The sequence below is a fragment of the Paenibacillus sp. 2TAB19 genome, assembly GCF_052115185.1.
Taxonomy (GTDB): domain Bacteria; phylum Bacillota; class Bacilli; order Paenibacillales; family Paenibacillaceae; genus Pristimantibacillus.
Window position 1 is genome coordinate 25,039 of record NZ_JBFRGE010000035.1, and the last position, 25,996, is coordinate 51,034.

Consider the following 25,996-nt stretch of genomic DNA (forward strand, 5'->3'; position numbering starts at 1 on the left):
TAGAATGACCATTTTACACGATGAACCTGCTTTGATGCCAATGAACCGCGTTAATTCCGCTCAACCCAATGTTTAAGCACCCACTCCTTGATTTGAAACGCGACGATCGGCGTAGGTGTATCTGTGGTATCGACTATAGGCTGCAAAGATAACATCGCTTCTTCAAACATCCTGCTGGCGAAATCGTTTGCGGCTGTAATGCCTTCTTCCGTCCACACGTTGCGAGCTGTTAATCGTTTCGTCCGTTCTGCATTGCTGCAATGCAGAAGCAAATAATGCACGGAATCGAATCTATGGAAATAATCGCACAGCTCAAGGTTATACGCTTGGGGGATGACGCCGAATAAGACAGTACAGTGTCCACTTAAACTATTAAAATAAGCTATTCTAATCCAGTTGTTGCAAGCGGCTTGATAGTCGCCCTTCACCACGATGGAATCCATATCATACACATTGAATCCGGCTCCCATCATACTTCTAAGTACCGGTACGGTCGTTGTTTTTCCAGATCCGCTTAATCCCGTAACAATAAACAATGAATGCGTCATTATTATTCCCCTCTGCTCTTTCGCTCATCTCCTGACGAAACGGAGTCCTTATGATATGACATGCTATGCGACACGAAAGGACAAAGTATGGGCTAATAAGAGAACCGCTTAGAAAAAAGAAAAACCGCAAATCCCACGATCGGGGACTTGCGGCGCCTATATGGTAAATAATCAATAACAAATAATTATAATAAAAATATCCGTAGCCTAATTCTTTTACATATATTAATATATTAACATTATAATTTCTTATTACGCGGCATTCGAGGGGGTTCATATGCTTCAAGCTTATTGGTACATAACGAAGATGAGGCTTCTTACCAATCTGACTTATCGTTTTGAAGTATTCACCGCTGTAGCCACCAACCTCATTCTCACGCTGGCATCCGTTTTCCTATGGCAGACCGCCTACAAAGGCGGCACCGGAGCCGTCGAAACGCTCAGCTTGCAGGATGTAACGACTTACACCATTCTAGCGATTACACTCTCGACCATCTTCGTTTGCGACGTACAGAACACGATTTATTACAAAATAAGAGAAGGACAGATCGTCACCGACTTTTATCGCCCCATTCCGCTTCTAGCTTGCTACCTCGCCGACGACATCGGCGATATGCTCAGTTCATTCATGAACAAAGCGCTTCCGCTCATCGTATTTGCTTCCATCTTCTTCGGGATCCCTTGGCCCGCTTCCTTCCAAAGCTTCCTCCTCTTTCTCCCGAGCTGTCTGCTAAGCTATGCCATTCTGTGGCTGCTCAGCGCGCTCGTCGGACTGATCGCGTTCTGGGTCATGGAGCTCGGCAATATGGGGATGGTCAAAGACAGCATCGTTCGCGTATTATCCGGCAGCATCATACCGCTATGGTTTTTTCCCGACAGCGTCCAGACCATCTCGAAGTTTTTGCCCTTTCAATACACGTACCAGACACCGCTCGGCATTTATATCGGCAATACGAACGCAGGCGATGCTTTAGTCGCTATGACCGTCCAAGGCGTGTGGGTCGTTATCCTCTATCTCTTCCTTGCTGCCGGATGGGCGCGCACGAAGAAAAAAACATTAATCCAAGGAGGATGATGACCCGATATGGTCTCCTCGATTAAGCACTATGTATCCGTCGCTTCCTGCTTCGCTCGCCTGGCCGTTCAGCGGCAGCTGGAGTACCCGCTTTTCTTGTTCAGCTGGCTGCTTATGATCCCTATTCAATATTTCTCCGGCATTTGGATGCTGAAGATTATCGTCGACCGGTTTCAACCGCTGAACGGATGGGATTTTCCCCAGCTTACGTTCCTGTATGGACTCGGACTGATTAGCCACGGCATCTTCGTCGTCTTCTTCATCAATACATGGAGTATCGACCAAATGGTCATTAACGGCGGCTTCGATCGTCTGCTGCTGCGGCCAATGAACGTGTTCTTCCAGCTCATAGCAAGCTATGTGAACTTTATCGGACTCATTGATTGCATTCCTGGCGTTATTATATTCATCTATGGCTGTGAAATAGCCGGTTTCGAATGGTCGCTGGTCAACGTCGGCAAGCTCATTCTTGTGCTGATCGGCGGTATTCTGATTCGGGCCGCCCTGTTCACCAGCTTGGGCGCGATTGCTTTCTGGACGAAGCGGAACGGCTCCATGGTAGGCTTTGCCCTTACCATGCTGGAGCGCGCAACAATGTACCCGCTCAGCATGTACCCTTATTTTCTGCAAGCGCTATTTACTTTCGTCATTCCGATCGGGTTCATCAGCTTCTACCCCGCTGCCGAGTTTCTCGGCACGGATAACGGCGGTCTTGAACTACCGCTTAGCTTTGCGCTTTGGACGCCTGCGGTCGGATTGGCATGCTTCTTGCTCGCGAGCGTTATTTTTAGATACGGCATGAAAAACTACGAGAGCGCAGGCTCATAGGGGGACATTACGAGAATGGAAGCCGTTATTGAAGTGAAGAACCTCGTAAAAGAATATATTATCGTGAAAAAAGAAAGCGGACTTCGCGGCTCGCTCAAAAGCTTGCTGTTTCCTAAAAAAACGAAATTTAACGGCGTAAACGGTATTAGCTTCTCTATCGCTCCCGGCGAAATTGTCGGCTATATCGGCCCGAACGGCGCCGGCAAAAGTACGACCATCAAAATGCTTACCGGTATTCTCCACCCGACTGCCGGCACGATTAAAGTATGCGGCATTTCTCCGCAAGCGGACCGCAAATCCGTCGTTCGCAAGCTTGGCGTCGTGTTCGGACAGCACACGCAGCTTTACTGGGACTTGCGGCTTGGCGAATCTTTCGAGCTGTTACGGAGAATCTATCAAATCGATCAAGCCGCCTATGAGGAAAATCTCGCCGTGCTGACCGATGTTCTTAAGCTGCAGGACTTCATCAATACGCCCGTTCGCCAGCTTTCGCTTGGCCAGCGCATGCGCGGCGATATCGCGGCGGCGATGCTGCATTCTCCATCCGTGCTGTTTTTGGATGAACCGACAATCGGGCTTGATGCCGATGCCAAGCACGCGATCCGCAATTTCATTAAGGAGATTAATCGTACACGGAATGTAACGGTTATTCTGACGACGCATGACCTCGACGACGTCGAGCAGCTATGCAGCCGAATCATTGTCGTGAATAATGGGAAGATCGTCGAGGACGGGCCCATCGACTCGATCATCCATAAGCTGACGCCTCACCGCATGCTCGTCGTAGAGCTTCAAGAACCGTGTGACGATCTGTCCACCCCTAACGCCACCGTAATCAAACAAGAGGGACTCAAAATTTGGTATCAATTCGAGAAGGAAACCGTATCCGCTTCCGAACTGATCGCCGCGCTGTCGCAGAAGCTTCCGATTCAAGATATAAGCGTGAAGGAGCCCAACGTCGAAGACGCGATCCGTGAAGTATATAAGACGACGGCGACGGTGTAACGATTGAAAAGAAGGAGGTGTCCTCAAGCCAATGGCTTTTGAGACACCTCCTTCATCTATTAGTACTTCTTGCTATAATCGACCAGATTGCGCAAGCTTCCGGACTCACCGCATAAATAGATCTTCAGATTGTCCACGAACAGCTTCACTAGCCGCTCCGTGTTGCGCACGGTCATTCCGCCGGCATTATGCGGTGTTATAATGACGTTCGGCATCGACCACAGCGGATGGTCCGCAGGCAGCGGCTCTTGTTCGAACACATCGAGGCCGGCACCCGCAATTACGCCCTTGTTCAGCGCTTCAATCAAATCTTCCGTACGTACCGTCCCACCTCGTCCAACATTAATAAAGTATGCGCCGCGCTTCATAACGGCGAAACGCTCCGCATTGAATATATGCTCCGTCTCGTTCGTAAGAGGTAAAATATTAACGACATAATCGGCTTCCCTCAGCGCATCATCGAGTCTTGCCGTCTCGTAGACGACGTCGGCCTCCGCCATCGTGCCTCCCGATCGGCGTACGGCAATCACGCGCATATCGAACGCCCGCGCTATACGGGCAACCTCTCGGCCGATTTCCCCTGCGCCGACAATCGCCACCGTGCCTCCGTTCACCTCCGCCAGCGTTGCCGGGCTTTCCCATAAGCCCGTATGCTGATTGCGGACGGCCGTTGCAATGCCTCGGGCAAGCCCCAGCATCATGGCGACAGCCGTCTCCGATACCGATCTTGCATGTACGCCGCTGGCATCGGTGAGTAAGATACAGCGCTGCTCCAGCTCCGTCAGTGGCAGACTGTCGATGCCCGAAGACCAGCTCTGCACCCATCTCAGCTTCGTCCCCTCCTGCAAAGCTGCCGTCTTCACCTTCGCATCCCAGCCGAATATAACTTCCGCTTCCTTGTAGTCGTGCTCATCAAAGCTCTTCGACGCTTCCCCGAACTGTATCGATAAACCAGGCGCAGCGCTCCGCACCACCTCCTGCTGCTCCAACGTTAATTCTGGAATACAAAGGATTGATCTCATTTATCATTACCTCCTATGTCAGTGCATTCATTTAAACTAATCCGAACGAGTACTCCCTCTCGACCTTGCAGATTCGAACCGTGTAATGCTCGTACCAAACCTGCTTGCCCTTCTCCTGGGCAACTTGATGGGCTTCATTTCTCTTCCAATTGCCGATTGAATCAAGACTATCCCAATAAGAAACGGTAATTCCGACTCCTGCGGCATCTCTTACGCTCTCGACTCCAATGAAGCCCGGCTGCTTCCCCGCAAGCTCTTCCATCCGGTCAGCCATATGTCCATAGCCCTGATCCCCGTCCGTACGCTTGCTCGTAAAAATGACCGCGTAATATGATCCATCCGGCTTCTGCTCCATAACAGCCTCTCTCCTTCTGTCTTCATGTTCCGTCTAATGATGATTATACCACTTTTAAGGAATTTGTTGACACTAAAGTAACCGTCGGTTATATTATAACCAACGGTTACTTATTCGCATTGAAACGAGGTTTTCCATCATGACGACAAGACAACGGCTTCGCTCCGAGGAGACGAAGCAAGCGATCTTATCCGCTGCAGGCAAGATGTTCTCCGAGCGAGGCTACGACGTTGTAACGATGAGAGAGATCGCCAAGGAGGCTGGCTGCTCTCATACAACGATCTATATTTATTTTAAAGACAAGGAGGTGCTTCTGCACGAGCTCTCCATGAACCCTTTAACCGAACTTAAGGAACGTTTCATATCGATTGYCGCGCAAAGCGAGCTACCGCCTGAAACGAGACTTCAAGAAATTAGCATCGCCTTCATCCGCGTCTGCTTGCTGCATAAATCGATGTACTCGGTTATTTTCATCACGAAAGGAACTCGAGTGGATCAAGAGCCGGAGCTCGCCATCAACAAAATTCGCCTCGAATTATTCAATCAATTCGGGCATACGCTGCAACAATGCTTGCAGTTGCAAATCAACGATGAACGTTTGCTAGCCTATAACCGCATCTTTTTCTATATGCTGCAAGGCATCGTCACCACTTACTCGCAGACCGATGAACCTCTCGACGACATCATGGCGCGCCTTCACTCCACTTTCGAGGAAGCCTTCGACTCTCTGTTAATCGGATTTAAATCCAAATTAGCTATTGGAGGATGATAACAATGAAAGCAACGCAAATTTCGAAGCAAGTGTGGAGTCTAAGAACGTGGGTAATCATCCCGATAACGGTGTGGGTTGTCGTCGAGGAGGATGGAGTCACTTTAATCGACACCGGCATCCCGACAATGGCGAAAGGCATTATGAAATTCATCGAGCAGCTCCAAGCCGGTCCTCTCAAACGGATTCTTCTGACACATGGGCATTCGGACCATGTAGGGTCGCTCAAGGCAATTCTAAGCAAGCATAATGTACCGGTCTTCGCGCATCGCAAAGAAATTCCATTCATCGAGGGCGAGCTCCCCTACTCGGGCAAGAAGCTAATGACGACCTTGCCGAAAGGAGCGACGCAGGCGCTGCAGGAAAACGGGCATGGTCAACTGCAGCCGATCGGCGGCTTAACGCCTTACTTCACGCCCGGACACTCCCCCGGTCATACGGTCTACTTTCATGAGGCGGATCAAGTGCTGCTTGCAGGCGACCTGTTCTCGTCCAAGAACGGAAAGCTGCGCAAGCCCCTCTTTACTCCGGATATGAGCGAAGTGCTGAATAGCAGTACGATCGTAAGCAAGCTGCGCCCTGCCAGATTGGAAGTTTGCCATGGCAGCTCGGTGTTCAAGCCGGCGGAGCAGCTGGATGAATATGTGGCCGGTATCCGCAAGACCCATCCAAGCGTTACAACGAATTAGTTGATCATACGGTAAATAGAATATAAACAGAAGCCCGCGCCATCCAAAGGACAGCGCGGGCTTCTATTCCTTTATTTATTAATGAATTGCAAGTAAGCGAGCATCCGAGTAATCATAACGGCGCTTTGAGCCCGGGTGGCATTCGCTTGCGGAACGAATGTCGTATCGGTAACGCCGCGGATAATGCCTAAGCCTGCCAACTGTCTCGTCGCCTCAGCCGCCCAGCTTGAAATATCGGCGGCATCGCTGAAGGTCGGTATCGCGCTCTCCATCTGCGGCGATCGACCGGTGAAGAACAGCGCGTTGGCGATCATGACCGCCATTTGCTCCCGGGTAATGTTCGCTTCCGGCCGGAATGAGCCATCCTCATAACCGCCTATTAAGCCGGCTTGCTTCGCGGCTCCTACCGCCCCGGCGAACCAATCCGCGGAATCCACATCCGTGAAGGGCTCCCCTGGTCTCGTCTCGGGCAAGCCAAGCGCTCGAACAAGCAGTGCAGCGAACTCCGCCCGGGTAATCGTAGCGTTCGGATCAAACAAACCGTTCGGTCTCCCGTCCACAATCAGCTTGTTTGCGAGCCGCTCGATATCGACTTGAGCCCAGTGTCCTAGCAGATCAGTAAACTTTCGGTCCAACCGAATAATCGTATACATGCCCTCATACGGAGAATGAATGGTTACGGTCCCGTCGCTTGCGAATATCGCTGGCGCAAAATGAAGCTTCTTATCGTCACCCATCCAAACGACTGTCGCTTTGTCAGGGTCGACTGCCGCCGTCAGCTTTATCGTCTTATGAGCGTTAATGCTTTGCCAATCGTCCACGATTCGGCCGTCCGCCTCCAAGGCGAATACAAGCGGGCGATCTAAGAGGGCAGTGGCTCCCCGCGTGTCAACCGCTGATTGTAAAGCATCGTTTGCTGTATTGGAAGCCTCCGTTACGCTCAGGGAAAAGGTAGTTATCGCCGATAGCTGTTCGATCGCGACAAGCGGAATATCCAAACTATTTCCGTTCACGGTCACTTGAACGCGGGCATCGGGCCGTTCTTTCAGCAGTCGCAGCAGCGTCGGCACAGGCAGGTTCACCTGTACGGACGAGCCGATGCCATTGACCGTAATGACCATATTCGTTCGGCCAGATTCGAAAGATTGGGCTAACTGCTCCGGTGTCAGCGAAAGCTTGATAACAGACTGCTTGTCGGATGTTATTTCGGTCGTCACGCTTACTTCCGTCTGGATGCCGTCCACGAGAATGATTGCCGTTGCCGGAATTTCAATATCAGGATTGCCGGAGCCGCTCCCACCGGACCCCGGGGACGGTGTCTGGATCCCTGTAACGGAAATCTCTTTCACCGCTTCATTGCCTGCGGCATCCTTAGCGTAGACCGTATAGATGCCATTCGCCGAAACTTGGAATTGTCCGGCCGTCAAAATATCCGTCCCCGCGCCGCCGGCAAAACCGGTTGTGCCATGACTTCCTTTCATCCAAGCCAGCTTGGACAACGCGTTTCCTGTCGCAGTCCCTTGTACATCGGCTGTTACCGTAACGTCAACCTTATTGCCGACAACCCCGCCACTGACGAGCGTAATCGTCGGCGCGATCGATACAACGCGGATTCCGCTCACGTCCACGCTTGCATACGCAAGAGAGGCCGCAACGCCGCCCGCCCGCGTAATACCCGCTCCGCTTGGAACATTTATTTGCGCGGCAATAGCAATACCRTCTTCATCCAAGAAACCCTCAGGCAATTCGTATTCAAAGGTTAGCTCCGTCAATGCAGTATCGCGCGTTCCCGTATACGCAGCCTGAACGACGACTGTCGTACCGTGATTGCCGATGGTTATCGGAATGGTCGGCGTCCCTGTCACGGTTACTCCGTATCCGTAGCTCACCGTAAAGCGAAGGCTGTCATGAATGCCATATACTCCGGCAGTCGGAGCCTCCAGCACCAATTCCACCCAAGCGTCTTCAAAAATCGCGATAGCCTCATTCAAATCGGCAACCGCCGTATCCAATTGAATCTGGGTATAGTTCTCGGCATCGTCAGCGATTAGTTGCGCCGCTTCAATAGCTGCTTGGAAAGCGTCCCTTGCCGCCACTGTCGTCTCGCTTACGTTCGCGCCTACGGGATGATCGGTTAGCATTTGCGCCGCATCCGCCAGCAACGATACCAAGTCTTCGGCATCCCCCGCCTCAACGATTGCTCCATTAAATGACTGAATGACCGCGTTCAKTTCGGCAGCGGCAGCAGCCAAATCAGAGGCTGCTGATGCATTGGTAATCGCATCGATAAACTGCTCGGCATAGCTGAGAGCGACCGCTAGATCATCATAGATGCCCGCAGGCACTTCTCCTATCGCCGTGCCCGGAGCATAGTCCTCCAATAACTGCTTGGCCGTTGCCAGAGCGCCGAACAAAGATGATCCGTCTACAAAGGTAAAACCTTTGCCAATCGCATAGGTTTGTACGGGCGAACCCGCGAAACCGAATATTTTCAAGTTTGCCGGTACGGCTTGATTGTTATTAAACGATAGTGGATCAATTGCGGTGGAGCGATTCAGCACGACTACGCTCGACAGGCTGTTATAACGGAAGGAATAGCCGCCAATCGACGTTACGCTCGCCGGTATAACGATTTTAGTAAGCAGATTGCCTCTGAAAGCAAAGTCGCTAATGCTTGTCAAACTTTTCGATAGAACAACGCTGGCAAGCTGATTATCCCTAAAAGCCTCCTGCTCCATTGTCGTTACGCTGTCTGGAATGACAACGCTGGTCAACTGGTTATTCGCGAATGCTCTCATTCCGATATAGGTTACTCCGTTCGGGATCTCCACGCTTGTGAGATAGTTATAGCCGAACGCAGCATCTCCGATGCTCGTCAAGCTATCCGGGAAAGTGACGCTTGTGAGATCGGTAATATAAAACGCTGTTTCACCTATTCCACTGACGGGCACCCCTCCCAGCGTGTCTGGAATGATAACGTCCACCGGAGCACCTCTAGGGTAATCCGTAATCGTGGCAGTACCCCCGTCAATGATGTACGTATAATCTCCGTCCTCGTCCGCATAAGCATATTGTGCCTGAAATATCGTTGTCCAACCGACTGCTAATGCGATGATTAAACATAAAGCAAATTTTCTCATTATTAATCTCTCCTCTACCAACTTTTAACGTAGAAACAGGTAACCATGTACCCCTCTCTATCATGGTAGCAACCCCCAATAAAAGAATTGTGAAAGAATCCGCGGCAACTTATGAACAACCGAACCAAAAATATGCAAAAAGGGAGCGCGGACAGACGTCCACGCTCCCTTTTTGCATATTTCCCCTGTTATTGAAATGAGCAGCCGCTACTTTCTAGCCGGCGTTTCCCAAATCGCTTGAAGCCAGGAATCAAACTCCGGGCCTTTGTCGCCCTCGTACGTATCGTAAATATCCGAACGCGTCTTTTGCAGCTTTTCCTTGAATTCCTCGAACGYATGTCCCTCTGGCAGGCTCTTCTTGATGCGCAGCAAAATTTTGTTAAGTCCCTTAAACAGCTCGCCCTTGCTCTTTGCCGGCATTTGCACATTTTCACCCAATTGCTTGAGCTTGCGGTATGCCGCCTCACGCACTTGGAATACGGAATCGCCATCCATAACATGCTGCAATAKTTTAATGGTAGGCGCCGTGTCCCATTGGCCGAGTTCATTCACGGCATTCAGACGGTCTCTCCAGCTCGCTGTCCGATTGACCGCTTTCTTAAGCTCCTCGAAGTTTTCCGGCAGTTCGCTTACAGCATCAATATGATTGTTGTTCAACGTTTAATCTCCTTAATCATCGCCATTGGCAAATGATGAATATCATACTAGCGGATTCTATTATAGCATGAACCTAACTAACCTACTCGTATACCTCACCATTCTGCACAACATTTATTTTAAAAACACAAAAGCCTGCCATTATCGCTTCCGTTGCCGGTTCACGTAATCGCAGGCTCTGCATTAATATTTAATGATATTTAGATATATCGACGCTAGACTTTAAGAAGCTTGCGGCAAGAGATTCGCAGTCGCGCCTGGATTAGCGAGAGCGGTTACGATCTGATCCGTCGGCTGTGTCAGCAAGGCGTATAGAATAGCCGCCAACTCTTGGTTCTTCAGCACGTTCTTGGATCCGAAATCGGCTGTTCCGTCCGCATTAAGCTTAACCTCCGGTCCATGAATACCGAGCGCGACCATCATCTTAACGGCTGGTATTGCCCAAGCGTCGGTCTTCCCGGCAAGCTTCACGCTCTCGAACAGCTGCGGCGGGTATTGGAGACTGTACAAGCCCCATAACACAGCTGCTGCTTCTTGGCGCGTAATGACACGGTTCGGATCGAACTTGCCATTGCCGGTTCCCTTCACCATTCCAAGCTCATATGCCGTCTGAATGAAAGCTGCCGAAGGATGGCCGGTCAAGTCGTTGAACGCTAGCTCGGTCGTTTCGCTTCCTTTCAGATTGCTTGATTCCAAAATAAATTGCACGTATTCCCCTCTAGTCACCTGCCGCTCAGGCTGGAAGGCAATGCTTGCATCGTTCGCATAATAACCAAGCGACTGAAGAGCAAATATTTGCTCCGCATACGCATGCTCGGCAGTCACATCCGTAAAGCCAGCAGCCTTTACACCTTTGCTCGCATAACCAAGCGGGTTCAAATAAGGCTCTTTCATATAGAGAACGTTTCCGTTCTCATCCAGCTTGAAGGCGGTGAATTGATTTGTCAGTCCGTCGACAAACAAGTTGGCATCCACTTGCTTCAGCTGGCGAGGTCCGATGAATGCGTCGGCAATGGTCAGCCCAGCTTCTCCAGACTTAAGACCTGAAATTATGCTTCTGATCCGCAGATCCGCATAGTAGCCGGTGAACTTGTTCAACTCGTCTGCCGAAGCAGGCAAGTACTGCGGCAGCTGTGCAGGCGCAGCATATTGCGGGAAAAATGTCTGAATGAATTGCGGGTAGAACAGGTTGCGCAGAACGCCTTGTTGGTTGTACGTCAAGAACACGCCGGTATTCTGCTCCGGAATAAGGAATAAATAAGAGCTGAAATCAGTCAGATCGCCGGCTTTCGTAATAATCTTGGAGCTGCTTCCCGCCCCCGGAATTTGGAACGGCGCTTCGAAGCCGTAAGTCGTATCCGGCAGAAGCGGATGAATGGATGAGCGGTACACTTCCATCTGATCTACCGTGTTCTCCGCGAGAATACGGCTGGATTCCGTTGCTCCGCCATTCAGGAAGGCAATCATGAATTTGCCTACGTCTTCGGCAGTCGAAAGCATGCCGCCATGCGGCATAATCGTTGGCGTAACGGCGTACGGCTCAACCTTCTGGCCTGCCGCGCTGTATCCGGCAGCCAGCTGTTCCTTCAGTTTGCCTTCAAGCTTGAAGCCGCTATTGTTCATGCCCAGCGGTTTGAAAATATTTTGCTCCATATACGTTTCGAAAGGTACGCCGCTTGCTTTCTCCACGACTAGTCCTAGCAGAAGAGAAGCGAAATTATCATACATATAAGAGCTGCCAGGCTTGCGAACAACCGGCGGCAAGTTGGCTTGTACATATTCTTCAATAGAGACGATCTTGTTGAAATCGAAATGAAGATCTTCCGGTTTAGGATCGCGAATCTCGAATCCCGTCGTATGCGTCAACAACTGCTCGATCGTGACAGGGGTGTTGAACGGATTAACAAGCTTTAAGTTCGGCAAAACCTTCAGAATATCATCCGTTAAGCTAAGCTTCCCTTGTTCAATAAGCTGCATGGCCGCCACAGCCGTGAACGTCTTCGATACCGAGGCGATGCGGAAAACAGTGGAAGCCGGATCAACAGCCTTTCCCGTTCCCTTGTCCGATACACCATATCCCTTCTGGGCAATAACCTTGCCGTCCTTCACCACAACGACCGAAGCGCCTGTGTAATGAGGCTTGGTTGTTTCCGAGGCGAAGAACGAATCGAGGAAGGCTACTGCGCTCTCTGCGTTCAGTTCCTTTGTTTGGCTATTGCCTTCCGTCTCTGATGCCGCGCCATAGACGGTTGAGGTCATCAGACATAAGATCAATAAGGCTGCAGCAAATGATTTGATCCATAGTGCGGTTCTAGGCATGTACTTGACTTTGTTCATTATTACTTGATCCCTCCCAAGTTTTAGGTGCCAAGTCTTTAATACGCACCCAATTATTAGGAAGTTTCACTTTTCGAAGGAGCTGTCCCTACAAGCCCTTGCCGCCGATCGGTCGCTCAGGAACAGCGCTTGCTCCCGCAATCAAAGGCCGGCAATGCTGTTTTAATATCGCTCACAATACCATAGGTAAATTATTCTTTATGAAATATCCGTTTCTATTAGATCTTCCCAATTACTAGGAAGTTTATTATTATGGTAGAAAGCATTAACATCATTAAATTTTGGTTTTAACTATAAAGATTGATTTCCAACACAGAAAAAGGAGATGTTTTACAAATGAAATTGGCTTTTAGCAAAAAAACGTTAGCTATCATTACAGCGGCATCCCTCGTCATGACCATAGGTACGACTGCATTCGCCGCATCAGCATTGAAGAAAGTTACCGCCTATCAGAATGCTAATCTTTAAATTACGGTAGACGGCAAAAACGTGAATTTGAACGGACAAGTCCCACTCAATTATGAAGGCAGCAACTACGTGCCTGCCGCCCTTATAGCCAAACAATTAGGTGCATCCGTCGTATGGAATTCTGCCGCTCAAACGATTGAAATCTATAGCAAAGGAACGACGGTTCCGACTCCGACGACTCCGACGACGCCAAGCACTTCCAACGCAAAAGACGCAGTGAAATTCTACGAAGCAGGCACAGCTGCATCTAAAATGTTTGAAGATAACAAAGCAGCAGCGGCTTATTTCATTAGCCTTTACGGCAAAGCACTGCAAACTGGCGATACAACTGCCGTTGAAACTTGGATAAAAAATAATATTCAACAAGATTYATCCGGTTACTCTTCTTCAGAATTCAGTATTCGAGATATCCAAGAAACTGTAAAAGGGCTTCATGACCGCTATGGTGTCGACGCCATTACACCAATCGCTAAAGATGTTGTTGCAAAAGCAGACAAACAGCAACTATCCGCAGATTCAGAATATGAAGAATATACATACTCCAGAGATTTGATGTATTACGTGGATGCTGTAGGCGGAGAATTCGAGGACAGATTCGGTGTATATTTTATTTACAATTTAGACCAAAAAACGAATAAATTATTTTTTAAACAAGTCGTTGTTTACTAATTGTCACTGAATGGGATGCTCAGAAGATCTTAGGTCTTCTGCGCATCCTTTATTTTCAGCTTTTATATTCCTTGACAGGAATATTCTCGTTTAAGTATATTTAATCCAAGCAATACAGCAACGCAATCCACTCTTGATGTTCAGTTGCACAGACCCTAAGGGTAAGCTATGACAATGTCCGCGACAACCGGGAACACATCCATTTACGATTACATTTGGAGGAATGAATGAACATGACCGACAGCCGCTCGGCTAACGCCAATCAAGTGAACACCGAAGAAGGAAAACTCGTCATTACCCGTACGGTAAAGGCCCCTCGCGAGTTAGTATTCAAAGTATGGACGGAGTCCGAGCATTTGAAGCACTGGTGGGGACCGACAGGCATGGCACTGGAAGCAAAGACGCTCGATCTTCGTCCCGGCGGAATCTTCCACTTTAGCATGACCTCTCCTGACGGCGGTCAAATGTGGGCCAAGTTCATCTATCAAGAAATCGATGCGCCGCACAAACTCGTTTACATTAGCACCTTCGCAGATGCAGAGGGCAATACCATACGTCCTCCATTCAGCTCGGAGTTTCCGCTTGAAATATTGAATATCGTACATTTCGAAGAACAGGACGGGAGAACAACCCTTACTCTTCAAGGAGGACCTCAGAACGCTGCTCCAGCAGAGCATGCCTTCTATAAAGGCATGTTCGAATCGATGCAGCAGGGCTTCGGCAGCACGTTCGACCAACTGGACGCGTACCTCGCAAAGTTCTAAACATGCAAAAACAAACAAAGAGCGCGGCCTTCCCGGCCGCGCTCCGCAACTATAAAACTTCAAATCGGCGCATTCACCAAAACTCCAGCTTCTCCACTTCCAGCTTTCCAAAGTCTTGAAAACGCCATTCCCCATCATCCAGGCTCAGCACGGCATCAAGATGAGCAGCCAAACCGATGGCATACCATAGGTTGATCGTGAAGGTGGCGTGAATACGTCCGGATTCATCGAACCGCGCATCGATCGGGCTCCAAGCAAACGCTCGGGACCAACTGCCTGCGGCCGCAGCTTCAGAGTCGAACCTCGACTTCAGTTGTTCAAAGCCCCGACTGCTCCATGCCTCTTCCGTGAACAATGCCCGCAACCGTTCTTCGTTCAACTTTTCTTCGGCTGTATACCCTTCTTCTAGTCCGAACGCCTGCTCCAGGTAATTCGTATAACGTTCCAATAGGGTGTTCAAATACGTATATTGCGCCGTTTTGTCGACCATGCCGGTTAAAGTGAGCGTATGATCGCGCAGACTAGGCGTCCAAGCCAGCTCGTATCGACCTTCGGCCAAGGCCGACTGGACAATGATCTCGCCATCCCGAAGCTCGATTGCCGCATGATCATGAATCGTAATCATGTCCGAACGCGTCATACCGCTAGTCGAGGCATACTGGAATTGCAGCGGGAAAGCTTCCCCTTTCTCCGTAATGACGTAAGCAAACACTTTCTTAATGCCGCCATCGAAGCCTTTCGTGAACCGGTATTGGGTCGGCTGGAATATAACGACATCATAACCGTCCAGCGAATAACTGCGCATTTCGCCAACGGCCTTCTCCTGATGCAGAGAGAGCCCGTCCAAGCTTGGCAGCGACCGCTTCCGTCCGTTCGAATCGGTATACCAAGCCACATAGTTTCCGTAATACCGGTAGCTTTCCCCGATCTTCAAGGTCACTTCCCCTGCTTCCGGTTGCAGCGTAATGTCGCCGTATCGGCTCTTGCCCTCAACGCGTGCAGTTTCGCCGTCCTGGGCGGGAACGACGCCGCTTTGCGTCTTCCACCATTCGCCTCCGGCGGTTTCCTCCGGGAATGGCGTTTGAACAATCGGCAGGCCATCGTCATTGCGCTTGGCTTCGGAAATCAGCTTTTGATATAGGACGCTATGTCCCTTGTTCTCCCGACTAATAGACCAATCCCCCTGGAGCGCGATGATGGTTGATTCCCCCTCGTCTGCGACCCATTCCAGCCCGCGTCTTTTCTCATCCCATCGGAACAAAGCAGGAGGATCGCCTCCCCAGGTTTTTGCATATAGTTGACCATTAGAACGAAACGTCCGTCCCTCCAACTGAGGTTCCCATATTCGCTTATGCTTATAATCTGCCATAACAAAGGCCTTGGAATCGTACACGATTGCGTTATGCAGGCTGACAGCCTCCGGATTTTCCAACTGATTAGCCGAATCCGTTGTTCGGTATGGCGTCAGACGCCCGGACTGAAGATCATACAGCTTATAGGAGATCCTCCCTTTCAACCAGGATCCTTCTTGGTCCTCGTAAGGCTTATACATTTCAATCAATAGCTGATTCTCGTTAACCCAATTAAATACACTCATCCGTTCAACTGAGCCGTTCGGCTGAGACAACGTGCGGACAAGCTCCCCATCCCGGCTATAAAACGAAATATGCTGCGCAAAAACATAGCTGGCATTGTCATAGCCTGCGCCCATCGGCTTGTCCCGATCCGCATATTCCAAGTAGAAATAGCTGCTCTCCCCGTTCCACCCTATCCCGTCGTCCATGACAGCCATAGCATTATCAATATCAAACGAACGCAATAGGCTTCCATTATCAGCATCAATGATCCGGAATTGATTCGTCACCAGGATTTGGTTTTCATCCACTCCCTGATTCACGAATCGCTTCAAATCAGGCGAAGGATAAACAAGTCCGCGCAGCGGCTTACTCCCCATGTCCCCGTAAGCAGGGTACAGCTGCGTTCCCTCCCATTGAACGTTTCCGGATTCCGTATCGATAAGCCATGTCTTTCCTTTAAAGCTTGTCAGCAATACTTTTCCGCCGGCTCCGTTCGCCGGTTGAACGACGCTTAGCAAGAAGTCGTCAGCCGGCTCATGAAGCGGCACTTCGACCTCCCAGAACCGAGAAGCAATGTCATCGACTACTCCCGTCGTAATGTTCAGCCTGGCAAGATCATGAATAAGCCTTCCACCGGCCTCCGATCGGCGAATGAACATGACATGCTGTTCGTCGAGCTTGCGAAAAGCCATAAGTGAAGGCGGCGTAGTTAATTYGGCTTCATAAAGCGGGAAAGTTTGCAGCTCGCGGCCATCAGGCTGAACAACTGCTGCATCGTATCGATACTTATTGCTGACCGTATCCCCTTCAGCATAGATCGTGCGGGCAAGCAAATGCACTATTTTATCGGCAACCATGAGCCCTTCGATCCCGTCAACGTATGTATGCTCATCTAAGACAAGTCGGAATCCGTCTTCTGACCAATCTATTTCGACTGCCGGTTGAAGCACGGGCTCCTTTTCCGGCACTTCCTCAACATCGGGCTTTGGTGTCTCAACCTCCGTCATACTTGTCGGCATCGTAGCCGGCTCACCTTCGGCACCGGGGCCTTGTCCGCTTCTATTTATTCCAGGCAGCGCCAACAGCGCAACGATCAGACCCGAAATTACCGCCGTATACACCAATCGTTTATTCATAGGCTCTCCTTATTCGTCCTAGTGACTTCAAACCTATAAACGTAATTTGGATAAAAATGTTTCCAACTCGCGATCAGAACGTAACACTAAAGAAAGAAAGACGTTACTTACGAGGCGAGGTGCGAGAGATTGGTCATGAAGAAATCCGAATTACATACATCAAAAGGTAAGCTGCTATACCAGATCAGCGGCAATGGCAAACCGACTCTCGTTCTGATCAACGGAGGCTCGGGCCCGATTGAAGGCTGGATGAAAATATTGCCAGACATCTCTGCGGCGTCCACCGTATTTTCGTATAACCGTTTGGGCGTTGCAGGCAGCGACAAGCTTCAGCATCCCCAAGACGGAGTTACGATTGTCGAGCATTTGCGCGAGGCATTGCAGCTTGCGGGATTGAAGCCTCCGTTCGTGCTCGTAGGTCATTCATTAGGCGGACTCTATGCGAACTTATATGCACGGAAATACCCGGACGAGGTTGCCGGCGTTGTCTTCCTGGAGTCAAGCACGCCTGGAGATATCAGCCTCGATCAACACCAAGGCAAGACGGTCAAGGCGATGAATAAGCTGCTAGCGATGTTCGATTTCTTGTCACCGCATAAGAAATACGACGAGGTTCATTATGTGAAACAAACGGTCGATCAGATTCATGCGCTTGACCGCTTTCCTGCCGTTCCGGTATATGTCATAACCGGCGGCAAACAAAATCCGATGATGCCGGAAGCCGTCCGCAAGCAGCGGCTCCACAATCAGCTTGAGCTTCTGGCATTTTCTCCATCCAGCACGCATATTTCGGCAGACAAAAGCGGCCACTTTCCTCAGTTTTCGGAGCCGAAGCTCGTTATTGATGCAATCAAGGCTTGCATTGAAAAGGTTCAAGATCGAACGTAATATTGTCGCAAGAAATAAGACTAGAGCGACAGCTTCATAGCTTCGCTTTCATTCACCCCTCATGCGGCAAAACCAGACGGCTCGTCACCGGCGAGGACAGGATAACCGACGTGTTGACGTTGCCGTACGGCATGARCCGCTCCACCAGCAAGGTTAACGACTCCATGCCCGTAACGGCCGCTTTCATCATATAACTGACCGTGCCCGTTACGCGGTGGCACTCCAATATCGCCTCGTCGCTTGCGATCCGCTTCTCGAAGTCGGTCGGCGATACCTTCAGCTCGCTCATCTGAATCATGAGCAGCATCGACCTTCCGACTGCGGCCGGCGATACTTGTGCTCGGAAGCCGGTAATGACTCCCTTCTCTTGCAGCCGCAACAACCGCTCCGAGATGCTCGGGCGACTAAGCGCCAGCCGTTTGGACAGTTCGCTTACCGTCATCCGCCCATCCTCCTGCAGCATTCGAAGCATCTCCCGGTCCAATCTGTCCATTGCCGCGCACCACCCTTCATTTTGCATATTTTATGAGGGTAATCCGTTAATTGTTACCAATTCTCACACGAATTCGATTCATTTACTTATATAACGAGCTAAGGCCGTTCAGTATGCTTAAAGGAACAACAAGCAACAGGCGGTGCATCTTAGATGAGACGGATTATGGTGTCCAGAATGAAGGCGCGGGGCCGCAAATGGCTTCCAATTGCAACCGGTTGTTTATGGACGGCCGCGGGTTTGATTATGCTTAAGCATGCGGGGCTTTTTACGGGGGGAACTGCCGGGCTATCCCTGAGTCTTGCCCATATGTGGCATATGAAGTTTCACTATTTGCTGTTGCTGATCAATGCTCCGTTCCTGCTGTTCTCATATGTGGCGATGGGACGCAAGTTCACGGTGCATACGATAGCCGCTATCGCGCTTCTCTTCGTTTTTTCCTCCGCGTACCCTTTCATTCCCTACCCGTCGGTACCTCCCCTGTTCGGTACGATAGCCGGAAGTGTACTCATTGGATCAGGCGTATGCCTCTTGTTCCGTCACGGCGCCTCGCTGGGCGGCTCCAATATCCTCGGACTCTATCTTCACCGCAAATACGGGATCAATCCGGGCTTAACCAACTTCCTCTTCGATTGCATCGTATTGCTTATCAGCTTGGCCGGCTACAGCTTAAAGGGAGTTGTTCTTTCCGCGATATCGATTGCCGTAACCTCCTTCATAATGGCCATTTATAAAAAAACGAATAACGAACGCCGCGCTTCTACAGCAACGTACCCAAAGCCTTCGCCCGGCGATCCAGCTGCCGGGCAGCCTCGCCGATATCCATAAACTCGTGCACGGCCTTCTCGGTACGATGCTGGTATCGGCAGCATTAATACGCAGCACGAAGAGGGGGCACCGTTTAGTGACCCCTCTTCGTTGTCGTTATTGCCCGCTGAAGATATGAAGCTCAGCACGAATCATCTTAGCGAGATTAAGCGCTTGATCGTCCAACAACGCGCCTGAAGCAAGCTGGCGGGCGGCGGACGGAACGTACCAAGGCGTAATTTCCGCTGCAGTCAAACCAGAAAGCTTGACGTACTCATCAACGAATATTCGGCAGGCAGTCTCTCTCATATCCTCGAAAAAAGCAAGCACGTCCGGCGGCGTTTCCGGCGGCAGCACCGCATACAAAATCGTCACGCACACTTCGGCAACATCCGCAGCCGGGTTCCCGATCGCGGCATGCATCCAATCGATCATGACCGGCGCACCTTCGCTCATAATGAGATTGTTGGGGTTCGTGTCGCCATGGCATAACTGCCGTTTCGCCGGCAATCCATCTATATAAGCATGAAGCGAAGTTATATCGTCATCCGACAATAATGTAGGCCGGCCAATAATGACCTTCAAATGCTCCTTCTGCTCAGTGACAACGCCGTCGATGCCTTCCTTATGAATGTCGTGGAGCACCCTCGCGAACTTCCGCAAATCGCTTTCCTCATTATCGTAATCGATGACCTGGAAATCATACAGCTGTTCAAAAAACCGATTGACGAACGTCGGTCCGTCCACTTTCTCGAATACGATACCGTGTCGGTTATCCCACTCGACTTGCTCGAACGGGCGGGCAGCAGGAAGCCCGTTGCCCCATGCCGAAGCGCTGTTCCGGTATTCGAGTTCTACCTCATTCCTTGACGTGCCGGTATGGAACAGTTTAACGACCTTCTCTTCGCCGCCCCATTCATACACCTCGCAGCTCGAGCCCACGCCTATACATTTGCCTAGCATGACTAATAGCAGCCCCTTTACTTCGAATGAATTTGTAAAACAATCCAATTATATCCTGTCATTTGTTAGCGTACCATGCCTTTGGGCTAATCACCACCGCTGATTATATTAACTGACTCTTGGCTAGGATTTGCAGTGATGCTAAACTAAACGAAAAGCAGAGTAAAGCAAAAGCAATCATGCTGGTTGGAGATTGATGAAGGGGGATACGGCGATGCAGCCCAGGGTGAAAATCCAAAACTTCGGACGCTTCAAGGTCGTTGCCGGAGAAGGTACGGGAGTCAAATGGCGCATCTCCAAAGCCGAAGAGCTGATGGCTTATCTCATTCACCACCGCGGCGCGAGCGTAGACAGAGACCGGATTATGAACGCCTTGTGGGGCAGCAATTCCGGGAAAACGGCAGCCTATTTCAATACGACTGTCCACTATCTGCGCAGAAATCTGCTGAGTGCCGGAATCGAAGATCTGCTCCATCATAGCCGCGGGCTTTACCGAATCGAGGTTCATAGAATCGAGAGCGATTACTTAAGCTTCGTTCAATTTCTGTCTGCTCCCGATCCTATTGATAGCGGAAATATAGGCGTGTACGAAAACATGGCAAAGCTGTACGCAGGCGGCTACTTGGCAGACAACGATTACAGCTGGGCCGCACACGAACGGGTAAATTTAGAGAACGAATACATAACCTTTTTGCTCAAAATAAACGATTACTATTGGAGGGAACGCCTCTACCCCCCTGCCATTAAAATTTTAAAGAAGGCATTGAAGCATGCGCCTTGGAACGAGGCCATTCATGCGAAGCTGATCAGCGCCCATTTGGCGACCAACGATCGCATAACCGCCATGAAACAGTATGATGCGCTCAAGCGTACGCTGAAACGCGACTTCAGACTGGAACCCAGCGAAGAAGTAAAGGCGCTTCTCTACCTCTGAAGGATTGACAATATTCGGCTCGTTCGACGGAAATCCTCGTAAATTCGACAGACTTGAAAATAATGGCATTTAACACGGCCCGAACCGTAAAACCCTGATTTATCAAGGGTTTTACGGTTTTTTCGCGCGCTTAATGACCAATATTTGTTAAGGTTCAATTTGCTATGATAGCGATAATCTAGTCATCCATTATAAAGGGAGGAATTTTTCTATTATGAAAAAGTTATGGACGTCCGCCGGCCTTATCGCCATTCTGCTCTCCTCGGCGATCGCCAGCCCGATAGGCAATGTGAACGCCGATGCCAAAACCTCGGCCGATTTCAGCGATCTAAAGGATCTGGACGCAGCAACGAAAGCCAAATTCGACGCGCTGATCAGCGCGGGCGTATTTGATGGCGTCTCTGAAGGGACATTTGGATTAAAGGACGAGATGAACCGCGCCCAGTTCGCCAAGGTAGCCGCCCTGATCTTCAATCTTAAGGTAGATTCGAACCTGACAGAGTCCAGCTTCAAGGACGTGAGCGAGGATGGCCCAGGCGGCTATGCTCTGCCTTATATCGAAGCCATCAAGAATGCAGGTATTACGGAAGGATACGGCAATGGTGTATTCGACCCTGCGGGTAAAGTCACTAAAGAACAATTAGCCACTTTCCTTATCAAAGGCCTTGGAGTTAAGAAGGATTCCCAAGAGTCTACAGGTGTAAACGACACTACCGTGTCCGACTGGGCAAAAGGATATGTAGCGTTGGCCTTGCAATTGAAACTTCTGGAAAACGGTGCAGACGGAAACTTCGGCGGCAAAACCAATGCGACAAGAGATCTGCTTGTTCTGGGCGCTTATGAAGCGAAGGACCAATTCGTTAAGCTTAACCCTACACCAACACCATCTCCTTCGGAGTCGCCGACTCCAACGCCAACGGCTACGCCGGAACCAACGACACAGCCTACGCGCAGGCCGGCTACCCCGACGCCTTCGCCGACACAAGCACCTGAACCGACGCCTACTTCAACGCCGGAATCGGCAGTAGATGTAGCCTTCCTATCGACTTTGTATGCAGGCAATGATATAGAGGATCTCACCATTACGTTCCAGACGGAGCTTGGAAGCGCCACTACATCCATTACAGATATTGGTCATTTAATTGATTCCATCGTTATTACACCAAATGGCGAACAGCCGTTTAACTTGGAATTAATGTCGTTTAACTGGCTTGATGAAGGAGACGGCTTCCCAAGAGCTGATATTAAAATTCCTCAATCTGTTTTTTTAGTAGGCGACACAGTGCGGGTTAACTTTAAATCAGGGGCATTGTTCGACGGAGATGACGTAAGCATCACACAGCAATATTGCCAAACGGTTGTGGCAGCTTACATACCAACTCCTACTCCTATCCCTATCCCTTCTTTTCCTCCTATTCCTTCTTTTCCTCCTATTCCTTCTTTTCCTCCTATTCCTACTCCTCCAATTTAAATAGCTGATAAAAAAGATCGGCGCAGGGATAATCCCTGCGCCGATCTTTCTTTTGCTCCCAATTATATCAACTTATCTGTTATATAAACGAATGCAGCTCCTTGTTCCTTCCGAACTTGTATGCGGCGGTTAAACACAGGACGAGCGCGAATGCGGCTAGAATGGCTAGATTCAGCACCAGACCGGATACTGTTTCCCCCTGCTGAAGCTTGCTGACCGTATCTAGCAGCCAGTATTGGGGCAAGAACTGGGCGATCTGCTGCATGAATGAAGGCATGGTCGCGAGCGGGAATAAGCAGCCGGCAAGCAGACTTGTCGGAATGATCACCATCGTTTGGATGCCGCTCGCCGCCATCGAGCTTGCAGAGAAGGCCACAATGGTTAAAGACAGCCCTACCGCTACTATGGCGAACAGTCCCAGCAGCAGGTAGAGCTGCACAATCGGGATGCCGGACTCCATATGGAATAGCCGGGTCATCACCGTCAGCGTCACAAGGATCTGGATCAGCATGACGATGACGTTCACAATGACATTGGCCCCTACATAAGCTCGGCCCGTGATCGGTGCAGCGAACAGTCGGAACAACGTCCGGTTCTCCTTCTCCTTCAGAATCATCGCCGACAGATTGACTGCCGAGAACAGCATTAGCATGATTAAATAACCTACCGTTTGCGAAGACTTGCGATGCTCCAAGGAGCGATCCTCTACTTTCTCGACGGAGAGTTCAAAATTCGCTTGAACAAAGCTTTTATACAACTCATCAAATTTCGTTTGATCGCCTCCAGATGCCAGCCCAATCGATGCCAGATTTCCAATATAGGCATTCACATACGACTGGATATAAGGGGCAACCTGCGAACCCTTGACGGAAGCCAGCGAGACGTTCGCCGGTTCGCCTGTCGGCAAACTGACCGCGAAGCCTTCCGGAAGCGTCAGTGCCGTATCGATATCTCCACCCCGCAAAAGGTCTTCTGCCTCATCTGCCTGAATGTCCACCACTTCTACCTGATCGAGCTCGCTCATATAGGCAACCAGATCCGTGGACGCCGCCTGACCGTTATCGAGATTGACTACCCCGAGCGTTAATGGTTCCTGATCGGAACTGCCATAGATCGATGAGGATAACAGGATGCCGAAGATCGGCAGACATAAATACAAGAGCATGACTTTATAGTTTTTGACCGTGCTTAGCGCCATGCGGCGAACGAGCCATGTCGTCTCTTTCATTACAGACCCTCCCTCCTTCTCATCAACACGATAGCCAGTGCAAGCAACAAGACCGAGCAGCCTGTATTCAGCAGCATAGCTGGAAGCGAAGCCTCAAGCTCACCCGCATAAATGATTTGCAGGATAGCCTCATTGGACCAGTGCAGCGGCGAATACGCGGCGAGAGCATACATGAGTCCAGATGTATTTTCGACCGGGGTATACGCTCCGCCTACGAAAGCCGCTACTTGAATAATCATCATCAAGACGCTGCCGGCCACATTGCCCTTCAGTAAGTAACCAAAGGCGAGCCCAAGGCTAAGCGCTAACACAATCTCGCTGAATAAGACCAAGAAAACAACCCACAGATGGCCGCCCCAGTTGGCGCCAAACATATATTTGCTAAGCAATACGACAATGACGACGAAAATCGCATTCAGCACAAACGATCCGGCGATTTTACCAGCGAAAATTTCACCCTTCGACACAGGAGATGCCAGCAGGCGGATATCGGTATGCCCGCTTCGCTCCGTCTCGATAAGCTGCCCCGCAGTTAAGGCGCTGTACAGAATGATCATCGTGGTAACGGCTACCGCAAAATAGTCCAAGCCACTCGGCTGCAGCCCCGTATCGATCGGCGTCTCCGCTACATAATTGCCGTCTGAGCTAGAAATACCGCTCTCGGCGACCGACAGTTTGTAACGGTCTGTTAGCGGAGTCAATAATCCTTGGACGATGCCGTTCTCCATGGCCCTGCTACTGTTGCCGTAATAGCTGATGCCGTCCTCAGAGATCGTCGCATAACCGGTATAGAGTCCGTTTTGCACATCGTCTCTAACGTCTGCTTCCCTACCATCCGCTGCCTTCTCGAAGACGATGCCGGAAGCTGCTCCATCCTGCAGCAAAGCCTCCCACTCCTGTTGTACCGCTCCACTTGCTCCATCGAAGCTATAAACAACACGTATCGGTTCCACCTTCACGGTTGCTTGAAAACTGCCGGACAGCGCCGTCCCCAAAATAAGCATGAGCAAGACGGGCGTCGCCAGCATGAACAGCAGCATTTTAATATCCCGGAGAATCTTCAATTCTTTCCCTGCGATTCGCAATACGTTCATTGGCTGTACTCCCTCCCTCTGTCGTGTCATCACTGGCCGCTTGGTTATTCATCGCGCAGCGTTCGGCCGGTCAACGTCAAGAACACGGTCTCCAGACTCGGCTCCTGCGCTTCCACGCCCCGAATTTCCACGCCGCTTGCCACGAGCAGCTGGATGATCGCATTTAGATTGTTGATTTCTACAGCCGAGCTAATATGGATCGTCTGATCCGCGACTTCGACCGTACTGACGCCAACAATGCCCTTCAGCCCTGCCAGCGGAACATCGTCGGCCGATCGCACGGCGATGCTGATGCTCTTCTGATTCGTAATAATCGCCTTCAGCTCAGCCTTCGTTCCTTCCGCAATGATCTTCCCATGGTCGATAATCGCGATTCGCGAGCAGATTTCCTCAACCTCTTCCATGTAATGACTCGTGTAAATGATCGTACTGCCCATTCGATTCAGCTTCCGCACCGAGTTCAGAATATAGCTGCGCGATTGCGGATCGATTCCTACCGTCGGCTCATCCATGATGATCAGCTTCGGCTTGTGCGCAATTGCGCAGGCGATATTGAGCCTTCGCTTCATTCCGCCGGAGAAGTTCTTCGGAAAGCTTCCTTGCCGATCGGATAGTCCAACGAATTCCAGCGCTTCGACCACGCTTCGCTTCAGCTCCGCTCCTCTTAAGCCGTATAACCCTGCGAAAAAGTGAACATTTTCATAAGCCGTCATATTCTCGTAGATCGCTAAATCCTGCGGTACGAAGCCAATCGACTGCTTCGCAAACTTGCCGTTCTTGGCTACCTTGCGGCCCATTATAGCAATCTCGCCTTTGGTCGCGGAGAGCAAGGAAGCCACGATATGAATCGTCGTGCTTTTGCCTGCGCCGTTCGGTCCCAAGAAACCGAATATTTCTCCTTCTTGCACCGACAGCGATAAGTTATCCACGGCGGTATAATCACCGAATTTTTTCGTCAGCTGATTAATCTCCAGTACGTTCACCGTTATTTCACCCTCCCGTTAGTTCCGTTCTTCTGTTCTTATCGTACAAAAAAAGGACGTCCTTGCAGAAGTGCACAAGTTCATCCTTCTCCCATG

24 protein-coding genes are annotated in these 25,996 nt (G+C 50.4%); 12 read left to right on the forward strand and 12 right to left on the reverse strand.

Translation table 11 applies throughout. The features are described from left to right. Window positions 1–50 precede the first annotated feature (50 nt). Window positions 51–548, reverse strand: a complete 498-nt coding sequence (locus AB4Z33_RS17025) for an AAA family ATPase (RefSeq protein WP_442051044.1) — start codon at window positions 546–548, stop codon at window positions 51–53. A 277-nt stretch (window positions 549–825) separates the two neighbouring features. On the opposite strand from AB4Z33_RS17025, the gene AB4Z33_RS17030 reads away from it, so the two are divergent. From AB4Z33_RS17030 to AB4Z33_RS17040, 3 genes are read left to right on the forward strand one after another with little or no spacing between them, the layout of a single operon-like run. Next, on the forward strand, window positions 826–1,623 hold the full coding sequence (locus AB4Z33_RS17030) for an ABC transporter permease (RefSeq protein WP_442051045.1): 798 nt from the start codon (window positions 826–828) through the stop codon (window positions 1,621–1,623). Between the two features lie 9 nt (window positions 1,624–1,632). Beyond that, on the forward strand, window positions 1,633–2,451 hold the full coding sequence (locus AB4Z33_RS17035) for an ABC transporter permease (RefSeq protein WP_442051046.1): 819 nt from the start codon (window positions 1,633–1,635) through the stop codon (window positions 2,449–2,451). A 15-nt stretch (window positions 2,452–2,466) separates the two neighbouring features. After that, a complete protein-coding gene (locus AB4Z33_RS17040; RefSeq protein ID WP_442051047.1) occupies window positions 2,467–3,456 on the forward strand; it encodes an ABC transporter ATP-binding protein in 990 nt (329 codons plus the stop codon). Window positions 3,457–3,515: 59 nt separating this feature from the next. On the opposite strand, the gene AB4Z33_RS17045 is transcribed toward AB4Z33_RS17040, so the two are convergent. Further along, window positions 3,516–4,478, reverse strand: a complete 963-nt coding sequence (locus tag AB4Z33_RS17045; RefSeq protein ID WP_442051048.1) for a D-2-hydroxyacid dehydrogenase — start codon at window positions 4,476–4,478, stop codon at window positions 3,516–3,518. A gap of 31 nt (window positions 4,479–4,509) precedes the next feature. Further along, on the reverse strand, window positions 4,510–4,833 hold the full coding sequence (locus AB4Z33_RS17050; protein ID WP_442051049.1) for an antibiotic biosynthesis monooxygenase family protein: 324 nt from the start codon (window positions 4,831–4,833) through the stop codon (window positions 4,510–4,512). Window positions 4,834–4,972: 139 nt separating this feature from the next. On the opposite strand from AB4Z33_RS17050, the gene AB4Z33_RS17055 reads away from it, so the two are divergent. Beyond that, a complete protein-coding gene (locus AB4Z33_RS17055; protein WP_442051050.1) occupies window positions 4,973–5,602 on the forward strand; it encodes a TetR/AcrR family transcriptional regulator in 630 nt (209 codons plus the stop codon). 5 nt (window positions 5,603–5,607) lie between these two features. After that, window positions 5,608–6,291: an MBL fold metallo-hydrolase gene (locus AB4Z33_RS17060; RefSeq protein WP_442051051.1), complete on the forward strand. Its 684-nt coding sequence runs from the start codon at window positions 5,608–5,610 to the stop codon at window positions 6,289–6,291. A 71-nt stretch (window positions 6,292–6,362) separates the two neighbouring features. Here AB4Z33_RS17060 and AB4Z33_RS17065 read toward each other — a convergent pair whose 3' ends face one another. The 3 genes from AB4Z33_RS17065 to AB4Z33_RS17075 all read right to left on the reverse strand — a co-directional run bounded on the left by AB4Z33_RS17065 (window position 6,363) and on the right by AB4Z33_RS17075 (window position 12,425). Next, complete coding sequence (locus AB4Z33_RS17065; RefSeq protein WP_442051052.1) at window positions 6,363–9,431, reverse strand: S-layer homology domain-containing protein; 3,069 nt, start codon at window positions 9,429–9,431, stop codon at window positions 6,363–6,365. Between the two features lie 207 nt (window positions 9,432–9,638). Beyond that, a complete protein-coding gene (locus AB4Z33_RS17070) occupies window positions 9,639–10,088 on the reverse strand; it encodes a HEAT repeat domain-containing protein (protein WP_442051053.1) in 450 nt (149 codons plus the stop codon). A 222-nt stretch (window positions 10,089–10,310) separates the two neighbouring features. Continuing rightward, window positions 10,311–12,425, reverse strand: coding sequence for a serine hydrolase (locus AB4Z33_RS17075; protein ID WP_442051054.1), 2,115 nt, complete (start codon window positions 12,423–12,425; stop codon window positions 10,311–10,313). A 336-nt stretch (window positions 12,426–12,761) separates the two neighbouring features. On the opposite strand from AB4Z33_RS17075, the gene AB4Z33_RS17080 reads away from it, so the two are divergent. From AB4Z33_RS17080 to AB4Z33_RS17090, 3 genes are all read left to right on the forward strand, one after another. Next, complete coding sequence (locus tag AB4Z33_RS17080) at window positions 12,762–12,893, forward strand: hypothetical protein (RefSeq protein ID WP_442051055.1); 132 nt, start codon at window positions 12,762–12,764, stop codon at window positions 12,891–12,893. Further along, window positions 12,894–13,562 carry a stalk domain-containing protein gene (locus AB4Z33_RS17085; protein ID WP_442051080.1) on the forward strand — a complete coding sequence of 223 codons (669 nt, stop codon included), beginning with the start codon at window positions 12,894–12,896 and terminating at the stop codon, window positions 13,560–13,562. It begins immediately after the preceding gene. 233 nt (window positions 13,563–13,795) lie between these two features. Next, window positions 13,796–14,326, forward strand: coding sequence for an SRPBCC family protein (locus tag AB4Z33_RS17090; RefSeq protein ID WP_442051056.1), 531 nt, complete (start codon window positions 13,796–13,798; stop codon window positions 14,324–14,326). A 73-nt stretch (window positions 14,327–14,399) separates the two neighbouring features. Here AB4Z33_RS17090 and AB4Z33_RS17095 read toward each other — a convergent pair whose 3' ends face one another. Beyond that, window positions 14,400–17,039 carry a hypothetical protein gene (locus AB4Z33_RS17095; protein WP_442051057.1) on the reverse strand — a complete coding sequence of 880 codons (2,640 nt, stop codon included), beginning with the start codon at window positions 17,037–17,039 and terminating at the stop codon, window positions 14,400–14,402. Between the two features lie 135 nt (window positions 17,040–17,174). On the opposite strand from AB4Z33_RS17095, the gene AB4Z33_RS17100 reads away from it, so the two are divergent. Beyond that, on the forward strand, window positions 17,175–17,927 hold the full coding sequence (locus AB4Z33_RS17100; RefSeq protein ID WP_442051058.1) for an alpha/beta fold hydrolase: 753 nt from the start codon (window positions 17,175–17,177) through the stop codon (window positions 17,925–17,927). A 52-nt stretch (window positions 17,928–17,979) separates the two neighbouring features. On the opposite strand, the gene AB4Z33_RS17105 is transcribed toward AB4Z33_RS17100, so the two are convergent. Beyond that, a complete protein-coding gene (locus AB4Z33_RS17105) occupies window positions 17,980–18,420 on the reverse strand; it encodes an Lrp/AsnC family transcriptional regulator (RefSeq protein ID WP_442051059.1) in 441 nt (146 codons plus the stop codon). Between the two features lie 153 nt (window positions 18,421–18,573). On the opposite strand from AB4Z33_RS17105, the gene AB4Z33_RS17110 reads away from it, so the two are divergent. Beyond that, window positions 18,574–19,248, forward strand: a complete 675-nt coding sequence (locus AB4Z33_RS17110) for a YitT family protein (protein WP_442051060.1) — start codon at window positions 18,574–18,576, stop codon at window positions 19,246–19,248. A 96-nt stretch (window positions 19,249–19,344) separates the two neighbouring features. Here the strand turns inward: AB4Z33_RS17110 and AB4Z33_RS17115 are convergent, their stop codons facing one another. Further along, window positions 19,345–20,190: a phosphotransferase gene (locus tag AB4Z33_RS17115; RefSeq protein WP_442051061.1), complete on the reverse strand. Its 846-nt coding sequence runs from the start codon at window positions 20,188–20,190 to the stop codon at window positions 19,345–19,347. 214 nt (window positions 20,191–20,404) lie between these two features. On the opposite strand from AB4Z33_RS17115, the gene AB4Z33_RS17120 reads away from it, so the two are divergent. Further along, a complete protein-coding gene (locus AB4Z33_RS17120) occupies window positions 20,405–21,124 on the forward strand; it encodes an AfsR/SARP family transcriptional regulator (RefSeq protein ID WP_442051062.1) in 720 nt (239 codons plus the stop codon). Window positions 21,125–21,338: 214 nt separating this feature from the next. Further along, complete coding sequence (locus tag AB4Z33_RS17125) at window positions 21,339–22,595, forward strand: S-layer homology domain-containing protein (RefSeq protein ID WP_442051063.1); 1,257 nt, start codon at window positions 21,339–21,341, stop codon at window positions 22,593–22,595. A 79-nt stretch (window positions 22,596–22,674) separates the two neighbouring features. Here the strand turns inward: AB4Z33_RS17125 and AB4Z33_RS17130 are convergent, their stop codons facing one another. The 3 genes from AB4Z33_RS17130 to AB4Z33_RS17140 are packed head-to-tail and all read right to left on the reverse strand — an operon-like array spanning window position 22,675 to window position 25,900. After that, window positions 22,675–23,823 (reverse strand): ABC transporter permease, encoded by a 1,149-nt coding sequence (locus AB4Z33_RS17130; protein ID WP_442051064.1) that lies wholly within the window; start codon window positions 23,821–23,823, stop codon window positions 22,675–22,677. Further along, the gene (locus tag AB4Z33_RS17135; protein WP_442051065.1) at window positions 23,823–24,917 is read right to left on the reverse strand and encodes an ABC transporter permease; all 1,095 of its coding nucleotides are present in this window, start codon (window positions 24,915–24,917) and stop codon (window positions 23,823–23,825) included. The genes AB4Z33_RS17130 and AB4Z33_RS17135 overlap by 1 nt, the downstream gene beginning before the upstream one ends. Before the next feature lie 44 nt (window positions 24,918–24,961). Further along, window positions 24,962–25,900, reverse strand: coding sequence for an ATP-binding cassette domain-containing protein (locus AB4Z33_RS17140; protein ID WP_442051066.1), 939 nt, complete (start codon window positions 25,898–25,900; stop codon window positions 24,962–24,964). Between the last annotated feature and the right edge of the window lie 96 nt (window positions 25,901–25,996).

Excerpts from the sequence above, each read along its gene's own strand:
- AB4Z33_RS17035 (WP_442051046.1), top strand. The coding sequence starts at position 1,633 with ATGGTCTCCTCGATTAAGCACTATGTATCCGTCGCTTCCTGCTTCGCT.
- AB4Z33_RS17050 (WP_442051049.1), bottom strand. The coding sequence starts at position 4,833 with ATGGAGCAGAAGCCGGATGGATCATATTACGCGGTCATTTTTACGAGC.
- AB4Z33_RS17030 (WP_442051045.1), top strand. The coding sequence starts at position 826 with ATGCTTCAAGCTTATTGGTACATAACGAAGATGAGGCTTCTTACCAAT.
- AB4Z33_RS17075 (WP_442051054.1), bottom strand. The coding sequence starts at position 12,425 with ATGAACAAAGTCAAGTACATGCCTAGAACCGCACTATGGATCAAATCA.
- AB4Z33_RS17115 (WP_442051061.1), bottom strand. The coding sequence starts at position 20,190 with ATGCTAGGCAAATGTATAGGCGTGGGCTCGAGCTGCGAGGTGTATGAA.
- AB4Z33_RS17090 (WP_442051056.1), top strand. The coding sequence starts at position 13,796 with ATGACCGACAGCCGCTCGGCTAACGCCAATCAAGTGAACACCGAAGAA.
- AB4Z33_RS17100 (WP_442051058.1), top strand. The coding sequence starts at position 17,175 with ATGAAGAAATCCGAATTACATACATCAAAAGGTAAGCTGCTATACCAG.
- AB4Z33_RS17060 (WP_442051051.1), top strand. The coding sequence starts at position 5,608 with ATGAAAGCAACGCAAATTTCGAAGCAAGTGTGGAGTCTAAGAACGTGG.
- AB4Z33_RS17125 (WP_442051063.1), top strand. The coding sequence starts at position 21,339 with ATGAAAAAGTTATGGACGTCCGCCGGCCTTATCGCCATTCTGCTCTCC.
- AB4Z33_RS17130 (WP_442051064.1), bottom strand. The coding sequence starts at position 23,823 with ATGAAAGAGACGACATGGCTCGTTCGCCGCATGGCGCTAAGCACGGTC.
- AB4Z33_RS17110 (WP_442051060.1), top strand. The coding sequence starts at position 18,574 with ATGAGACGGATTATGGTGTCCAGAATGAAGGCGCGGGGCCGCAAATGG.
- AB4Z33_RS17080 (WP_442051055.1), top strand. The coding sequence starts at position 12,762 with ATGAAATTGGCTTTTAGCAAAAAAACGTTAGCTATCATTACAGCGGCA.
- AB4Z33_RS17135 (WP_442051065.1), bottom strand. The coding sequence starts at position 24,917 with ATGAACGTATTGCGAATCGCAGGGAAAGAATTGAAGATTCTCCGGGAT.
- AB4Z33_RS17040 (WP_442051047.1), top strand. The coding sequence starts at position 2,467 with ATGGAAGCCGTTATTGAAGTGAAGAACCTCGTAAAAGAATATATTATC.
- AB4Z33_RS17025 (WP_442051044.1), bottom strand. The coding sequence starts at position 548 with ATGACGCATTCATTGTTTATTGTTACGGGATTAAGCGGATCTGGAAAA.
- AB4Z33_RS17120 (WP_442051062.1), top strand. The coding sequence starts at position 20,405 with ATGCAGCCCAGGGTGAAAATCCAAAACTTCGGACGCTTCAAGGTCGTT.
- AB4Z33_RS17045 (WP_442051048.1), bottom strand. The coding sequence starts at position 4,478 with ATGAGATCAATCCTTTGTATTCCAGAATTAACGTTGGAGCAGCAGGAG.